Annotated in this window: 9 protein-coding genes; 2 read left to right on the top strand and 7 right to left on the bottom strand. The window is 56.0% G+C overall.

The window, feature by feature from the left end; translation table 11 throughout:
• Positions 1-175 precede the first annotated feature (175 nt).
• A complete protein-coding gene (locus VU18_RS06575) occupies positions 176-1537 on the top strand; it encodes a S8 family peptidase (RefSeq protein ID WP_011231013.1) in 1362 nt (453 codons plus the stop codon).
• A 227-nt stretch (positions 1538-1764) separates the two neighbouring features.
• Here VU18_RS06575 and VU18_RS06570 read toward each other — a convergent pair whose 3' ends face one another.
• The 4 genes from VU18_RS06570 to VU18_RS06555 all read right to left on the bottom strand — a co-directional run bounded on the left by VU18_RS06570 (position 1765) and on the right by VU18_RS06555 (position 3128).
• Positions 1765-2340: a YitT family protein gene (locus VU18_RS06570; RefSeq protein ID WP_014195667.1), complete on the bottom strand. Its 576-nt coding sequence runs from the start codon at positions 2338-2340 to the stop codon at positions 1765-1767.
• Positions 2341-2507: 167 nt separating this feature from the next.
• Positions 2508-2678, bottom strand: a complete 171-nt coding sequence (locus VU18_RS06565) for a twin-arginine translocase TatA/TatE family subunit (protein ID WP_011231011.1) — start codon at positions 2676-2678, stop codon at positions 2508-2510.
• Positions 2679-2786: 108 nt separating this feature from the next.
• Positions 2787-2966, bottom strand: a complete 180-nt coding sequence (locus VU18_RS06560) for an H-type small acid-soluble spore protein (RefSeq protein ID WP_011231010.1) — start codon at positions 2964-2966, stop codon at positions 2787-2789.
• Positions 2967-3128, bottom strand: a complete 162-nt coding sequence (locus VU18_RS06555) for a hypothetical protein (RefSeq protein WP_011231009.1) — start codon at positions 3126-3128, stop codon at positions 2967-2969.
• A 125-nt stretch (positions 3129-3253) separates the two neighbouring features.
• Here VU18_RS06555 and VU18_RS06550 point away from each other — a divergent pair, with 125 nt between their 5' ends.
• A complete protein-coding gene (locus VU18_RS06550; RefSeq protein WP_011231008.1) occupies positions 3254-4249 on the top strand; it encodes an acyltransferase family protein in 996 nt (331 codons plus the stop codon).
• 90 nt (positions 4250-4339) lie between these two features.
• On the opposite strand, the gene thiE is transcribed toward VU18_RS06550, so the two are convergent.
• The 3 genes from thiE to thiM are packed head-to-tail and all read right to left on the bottom strand — an operon-like array spanning position 4340 to position 6639.
• On the bottom strand, positions 4340-5005 hold the full coding sequence (gene thiE, locus VU18_RS06545; protein WP_011231007.1) for a thiamine phosphate synthase: 666 nt from the start codon (positions 5003-5005) through the stop codon (positions 4340-4342).
• Positions 5006-5010: 5 nt separating this feature from the next.
• The gene (thiD, locus tag VU18_RS06540; protein WP_011231006.1) at positions 5011-5811 is read right to left on the bottom strand and encodes a bifunctional hydroxymethylpyrimidine kinase/phosphomethylpyrimidine kinase; all 801 of its coding nucleotides are present in this window, start codon (positions 5809-5811) and stop codon (positions 5011-5013) included.
• A gap of 18 nt (positions 5812-5829) precedes the next feature.
• Positions 5830-6639: a hydroxyethylthiazole kinase gene (gene thiM, locus VU18_RS06535; RefSeq protein ID WP_011231005.1), complete on the bottom strand. Its 810-nt coding sequence runs from the start codon at positions 6637-6639 to the stop codon at positions 5830-5832.
• Between the last annotated feature and the right edge of the window lie 19 nt (positions 6640-6658).

Here is a 6658-nt window from a genome sequence, read left to right as displayed (position 1 = left end):
ACAGTCGATCAAATGCTCGGCAAAAGCCGCAAATGTGAAAACTTCAAATTGCATCTGTATGCAATCGGTCGGCCGCTGAAGAAGAAAATGGGATTTCACCATGGCAAAAGGTGAATCCCATTTTTCATGATTTGTCCGTCAATCGCCCATCCTAACAACAAAGGAGGTGAACAGCGTGAAACGCCGATACCGAATATGGGCCGCGGCCAGCGCGGTTGTTGCTCTACTCGTTGCCGCAGCCGTCTTGGGGCGACCGGCTCCAGAAGAAAACGCCCCGGCTCCACCGCGGCTGAAGCCGTTTGACGCCGAGGTCGCACCCACCCATCCAACCGTTGTCGCCTTAGACAGCTTAAGCGCAGGCGAGCAGCTGAAACAGCAGTTGAACAAGCACCCGCGCATTCGGGAAATCCTCCATAATCGCCGCGGTGACCGAAGCCATTATTTCGCCAATGAGATCGTGGTCCGCTTTCGGGCATTGCCATCGGAAAGCCGTCTTCAACAAATGGAGGCAGCCATCGCCGGCCAGTTCATCAAGCAGGTCGACCACGTGTTTGTATTCCGCTCGCGCGAGCAAACGTATGAGGAAATGCGCCGCTATTTCCGCTCTCTTCCAACGGTTGATTATTGCGAACCGCACTACATTTACATGCAAAATGAGTGGAACAAGCCGGCGCCGGTGCCGAACGATTCGTTTTACGCCCGCTACCAGTGGAACTTGCCGGCCATTCATACCGAAGACGGCTGGACGCTGTCGCGCGGCAAGCGGAATGTGCCTGTCGCCATCATCGACAGCGGAGTCGATTTGACCCATCCCGATTTAACCCGCCGCCTTCTGCCCGGATATAACGTATTGGCCGACGACCGCTCTCCGAATGACGAAAATGGCCATGGCACCCATGTCGCCGGCATTATCGCCTCACAGCCGAACAACGGCGAAGGAGTCGCCGGCATGACATGGTTCAACCCGATCATGGCCGTCAAAGCATTAAATGCGGACGGCTATGGAACGAGCATTGATGTAGCGAAAGGAATCCGCTGGGCGGTCGACCACGGGGCAAAAGTCATCAACTTAAGCCTTGGCAACTACCAACCGTCCTCGGTGCTTGAGGAAGCGATCCGCTACGCCGACGCTCATGATGTCGTGCTTGTCGCCGCTTCCGGCAACGACAGCACGTCGCAGGCGAGCTTCCCAGCCGCTTATCCAGAAGTGATCAGTGTTGGCGCTGTCAACCCGGATCTTTCCTATGCGCTTTATTCCAACTACGGCGACTATGTGGATGTCGTCGCGCCTGGAACGAACATTGCCAGCACGTTTGCCGGCCACCGGTACGCCGCCCTTTCCGGCACGTCGATGGCCGCGCCGCACGTCACCGCACTCGCCGCTTTGATCCGCTCCGTCAACCCGCGGCTTTCGAACGATGAAGTGCGCGACATTATTCTCGAAAGCGCTGACGATTTGGGAGAGAGAGGAAAAGATCCGTATTACGGCTATGGGCTGATTAACGTCTACCGCGCGCTCGAGCTGGCTAAGCAATAACCGATGCTCCTTCCGCCAATGATTGGGGAACTCGTCGCTGGGAAAGGTCAAACGGACAAAATTCTCATCTCCTGTGCGAACGATGTTAAAACTCCCCCACAGCATAAATCAGCAAACAGCCGGAAACGGCGCCTCTGGGGGCGAACAGCCCACGCCGGCAAGCGATGCCATATTCCATAGAGGCGCGCCTAAATTTCTGCTGAAACGAAAAACGATGGGGATTCGGGCTATACCCCCATCGTTTTTTCGCACGTCAACATCGTCGTCACCGCTCCGACGACCGTGACGACGACAAGCGAGTGGACAAACGGCACTGAGTCGATGATCATGCTCCCAGCTGAAATAATGCAGGCGTCAATGACAAAAATGATGATCCCGACGTTCCAGTTCGTCCATCTAGCGATAAACTGGGCGAGCAGGTCGGTCCCGCCCGTGCTCGTCTCCTCGCGCAGCATCAAGCCGATGCCCGCGCCGACCAGCACCCCGCCGATGACCGCGCTCAAAAGCGGATCCAACACCACCACGCCGCGCAAAACGGACAATACGTCAATCATCCATGAGGAAAATAAAAGTCCGTGCAAGCTGTTGTAAAAAAACGGGCGGTAGTAAAACCATGCGGCTGCATAAAGCGGAACGCTTAAGACGATCATCGTCAACCCAGCCTGAACGTGCCACACGTATTTGGCGATCAGCCCGAGCCCGATCATCCCCCCATCAAGCAAATGGTGAGGGACTAAAAAGACGTTGATGCCAACGCCAAGAAGCAGACTGCCGACAATCACCGCCGCCATTTTTTTGATCATCACGAAACCCCTCCGCCACGGCTTATCCCAACGAGCCAACATGCCTCCATATATATGTATATGGCGCCCCTTGACAGAGCTTGTCTCTTTTTTGCCGCATCGCGGAGGAAATGGCTGGTCACGGACGAAATGCAAAAATAAGAGGCCAGGCCTCTATGCCCAACCTCTTATTTTTGCGCTTTTGTCGTCTCGTCATCGTCGATGATGCCTTTTGTCGCATTCTTAAATTCGCGCAGCGTTTTCCCGGCCGCTTGTCCTAACTCCGGCAGCTTTTTCGGCCCGAAAATGAGCAAAGCGAAAAAGACGATGAGCGCAATTTCTCCAAAGCCGATGTTCATGTTTGTCACTCCAATGTTCAAGCGTCGTTTCTTGAATCATTATACCATAGAAGAACAGACAGTGTCATCGTCTTTCCCTTGACAAAACGGCGACAATTTGCACATCTCTCATTGTTCCTCAAGCAGTCGCACCGGTACGTCTTGTTCGTGTTCCGGCTCATCGGTGAAATAAACGCGAGCCATTTCGCGCTCATCATCGACGTGCTGAATCACCACTTGTTTCCCTTTATACATCACCGGAACGATCTCCCCGGCTTCAGCCATTCGCTTCGCCCGCAACAGTTCCATTTACTCCCCTCCTTTCGCACTGTCTTCCGCCTGTGCCCGCAAGCTTTTCCAAAACAACTCGTCGTTGCAGACAATCTCATGAAGCTCGCCTTCGTCTCCTTTGGCGTTGATGATTTCAAGCAACTGCGTCATATCGCCTATTTCGCGCCGATCGTTTTTCACCGAATCATCACCTTTCTTTGGCAAACTGATGACAGCGGACATCCCATCGCTTCGTTTCCTGCGTTGACTCCCTCAAAAAGAAGGAGTATGATTCGAATTGGTGTGTACAGAAAGGAGGAAACACTATGAAGGAGCGGGACTATTATTTTGACAACGCAAAATGCGCGCTCATGCTCCTCGTCGTGTTTGGCCACTTTCTGCGCCCGTACATTGATGACGTCTTATGGGTGCACAGCTTGTATACGTGGATTTTCTTTTTCCACATGCCGGCGTTCGTTTTCATTTCCGGCTATTTCGCAAAAAAATTCCACGAGCACGGCTACTTGCAAAAGATCACGAAAAAATTGCTCATCCCGTACGTTCTGTTCCAGCTGGTGTATTCGATCTACTATTTCTTCCTGTATGACAAACAGTCGCTGGAACTTGACTTATTGACCCCGCATTGGAGTTTATGGTTTTTGCTCAGCCTGTTTAGCTGGAACGTGCTGCTGTTATGGTTCGGCCGGCTGCCAAAGCGGATCGCATTGCCGATGGCGCTTCTTTTCGGCCTTGCCGGCGGGATGATGGAAGTGGAAAAATGGCTGAGCTTGTCGCGAACGCTCACGTTTTTCCCGTTCTTTTTGCTTGGATTTTTCTTTCAAAAGTCGGCGATCGAGCGCTTGTTTGCCGCCCCAGTGCGCCTCGTTTCGCTATTCGTGCTTGTTGGCATGTTTTTCGTCATCCATTTCGGGTTTCCGGATTTGCCGCAAGATTGGCTGTACGGCTCGAAATCGTACGATACGCTCGGCGTCTCGGAATCAGCCGGCATTGCGAGCCGCCTCGCCATTTATGGGGCGAGCCTGCTCATGATGTTTGGCTTTCTGTCGCTCATCCCGAGCCGTCGCTTCTCCTTTTCCGTGCTCGGGGCGCGCACGTTTTACATCTATATCTTGCACGGGTTTATTTTAAAATATTTGCACGAGACGCCATTCCCAGACTTTATTATGGATGTGCACGGCTATCCGCTTCTGCTTGCACTGTCGGTTGCCATGATGCTCATCCTTGGAAGCAAGCCGGTCGTCCGGCTCGTGCGGCCGCTGTTGGAATGGCGATGGCCGAACTGGCGGCAGACAACGACCTAGCAGTCAAAAAAGAAGGTGTCCCGAAATATCAACGGGACACCTTTTTCCATTTATGGCGCTTTGCCTACAAGTGGAAACCGACTTTTTCATTCAGCGCGTGCGGGCTGCCCGCACCGCTTCCGCTAAGGCGGCGGCCGCCGCCTTTGGCGACGGAGCCGAAGCGATGGCGCTGATGACGGATACCCCATCCGCCCCGGCTTCCACAACGGTTTTGGCGTTCGCAGCCGTAATGCCGCCAATGGCGACGATTGGAATGGTGATGCCGGCTTCGCGCAAGCGGCGGAGAACATCCGGTCCTTGCGCTTCCTTTGCATCCTCTTTCGAACTGGTCGGGTAAATCGGGCCGACGCCGAGGTAATCGGCGCCCGCCTCAACGGCCGCCATCGCTTCTTCGACGTTGTGCGCTGAGACGCCCAAAATTTTATCGCCGATTTTTTCCCGCACGCGCCGCGCGTCCTCATCGTCTTGACCGACATGGACGCCGTCGGCATCAATGGCGAGGGCCAGCTCGACGTCATCGTTGACGATAAACGGCACCCCATAAGCGCGGCAAAGGCGCTGCAGCTGCCGGGCGAGCGCCTCTTTGTCCGCCCCTTTTAAAGCGCCCGGCCCTTTTTCGCGGAATTGAAACAACGTCACACCGCCGTCAAGCGCTTCTTTCAGCACATCGGCGGCCGGACGTTCGCTGTTTTGGCTTCCCATAATGAAGTAAACAGCCAGCCGCTCCTTCATTTCGCCGCTCGCGATGCGCACCATCGTTCTCACTCTCCATATTGGCGGTACGCCCAATGGTTCGTCGGCCCATGGCCTTGGCCGATGCCGAGCGGGTGGGCAATCGCCGATTGCACAAACGCCTTCGCCGTCGCGACAGCGTCGACAGGATGCCGCCCTTTCGCCAGCTCAGCGGCGATCGCCGCGGCAAATGTACACCCGGTTCCGTGCGTATGGCGCGTGTCAATTCGCTTGCTTTTAAAATAGGAAAATTCGCTGCCGTTATACAGCAAGTCGACGGTTTCTTCGCCATCATCGTCATGGCCGCCTTTCACGACGACATAGCGGGCGCCCATCCGGTGGAGGAGGCGCGCGGCTTCGCGGCGGTCATCCATCGTGCGGATGACAACGCCTGTCAACGCTTCCGCTTCTGGAATGTTCGGTGTAATGACAAGCGCCATCGGCAGCAGCTCTTCTTTCAGCGCGGCCACCGCTTCCTCTTGCAACAGCGGAGCGCCGCCTTTGGCGATCATCACCGGGTCGACGACCAGCCGCTCCCATTTATGTTTTTTCACTTGTTCAGCAACCGTACGAATGATCTCGGCACTAAAGAGCATGCCGGTTTTCACCGCATCCGCGCCTAAATCGGCGGCCACCGATTCGATCTGGGCGGCGACTGCTTCCGCCGAGAGCGGATAGACTCCTTGCACGCCAAGGGTGTTTTGCGCCGTCACCGCCGTGATCGCTGACATGCCAAAGACGCCGAGCTCCTGGAACGTTTTCAAGTCAGCCTGAATGCCGGCGCCGCCGCCGCTGTCCGACCCGGCAATCGTCAACGCTTTGTACACCATCGTGTTTCTCCTCCCCTTTTACCGTTGTTCCACCCGGCCATGCCGTTTGACATCATCGACGCTTGTATACGCCAACGCGTCCAAAAACGCCGTCTGGAAGCTGCCCGGTCCGCGCTCCCCGGCTTTGGCCGCCGCCTGCTCCGCTGCGACGCCGTAATACACAAGCGCAGCCACCGCCGCTGCCGCCGCATCGCGCTCAACGGCCGCAAACGCTCCGATGACCGATGTCAGCAAGCAGCCCGCTCCGGTCACTTTCGTCAACAACGGATGGCCGTTCTGAATAAGATACGTCGTCTGTCCGTCCGCAACGACGTCCTCTTTTCCAGTAATCGCGACAACGGCGCCGAGCTGCTCCGCCGCCCGTTTGGCCAACGCCACTCGATCGCCGCTGCCGCCGCCGGCATCGACTCCTTTAATCGTCCACGCCTCACCAATCATATTGGCGATCTCCGCCGCATTGCCACGGATCACGGCAAGCTTGACTTGTTCCGCGATGCGGCGCGCCGTCTCCGTCCGGTAGCGCGTGGCCCCGGCCCCGACCGGGTCGAAAATGACCGGCACGCCGGCTTCATTGGCTGCCTGGCCGGCGACAAGCATCGCTTCCACCTCTTTGTCATTCAACGTCCCAATATTGAGGACAAGCGCTCCAGCGAGCTTCGCCATCTCGCCCACTTCCTCTTTCGCATACGCCATCACCGGCGAAGCGCCAAGCGCAAGCAATCCATTCGCCGTCCAATTCGTCACAACGACATTCGTGATATTATGGACGAGCGGATTCTCCTCTCTTACCCGCTCGAGCAGTTCCGCCCATTCATGCCAATTGGCCATTTCCGGTTTCTCCCCTTTC

Origin of the sequence: Geobacillus sp. ZGt-1 (assembly GCF_001026865.1) — a bacterium.
Lineage (GTDB): Bacteria > Bacillota > Bacilli > Bacillales > Anoxybacillaceae > Geobacillus > Geobacillus thermoleovorans.
This window is presented reverse-complemented; position numbering and strand designations above follow the sequence as displayed.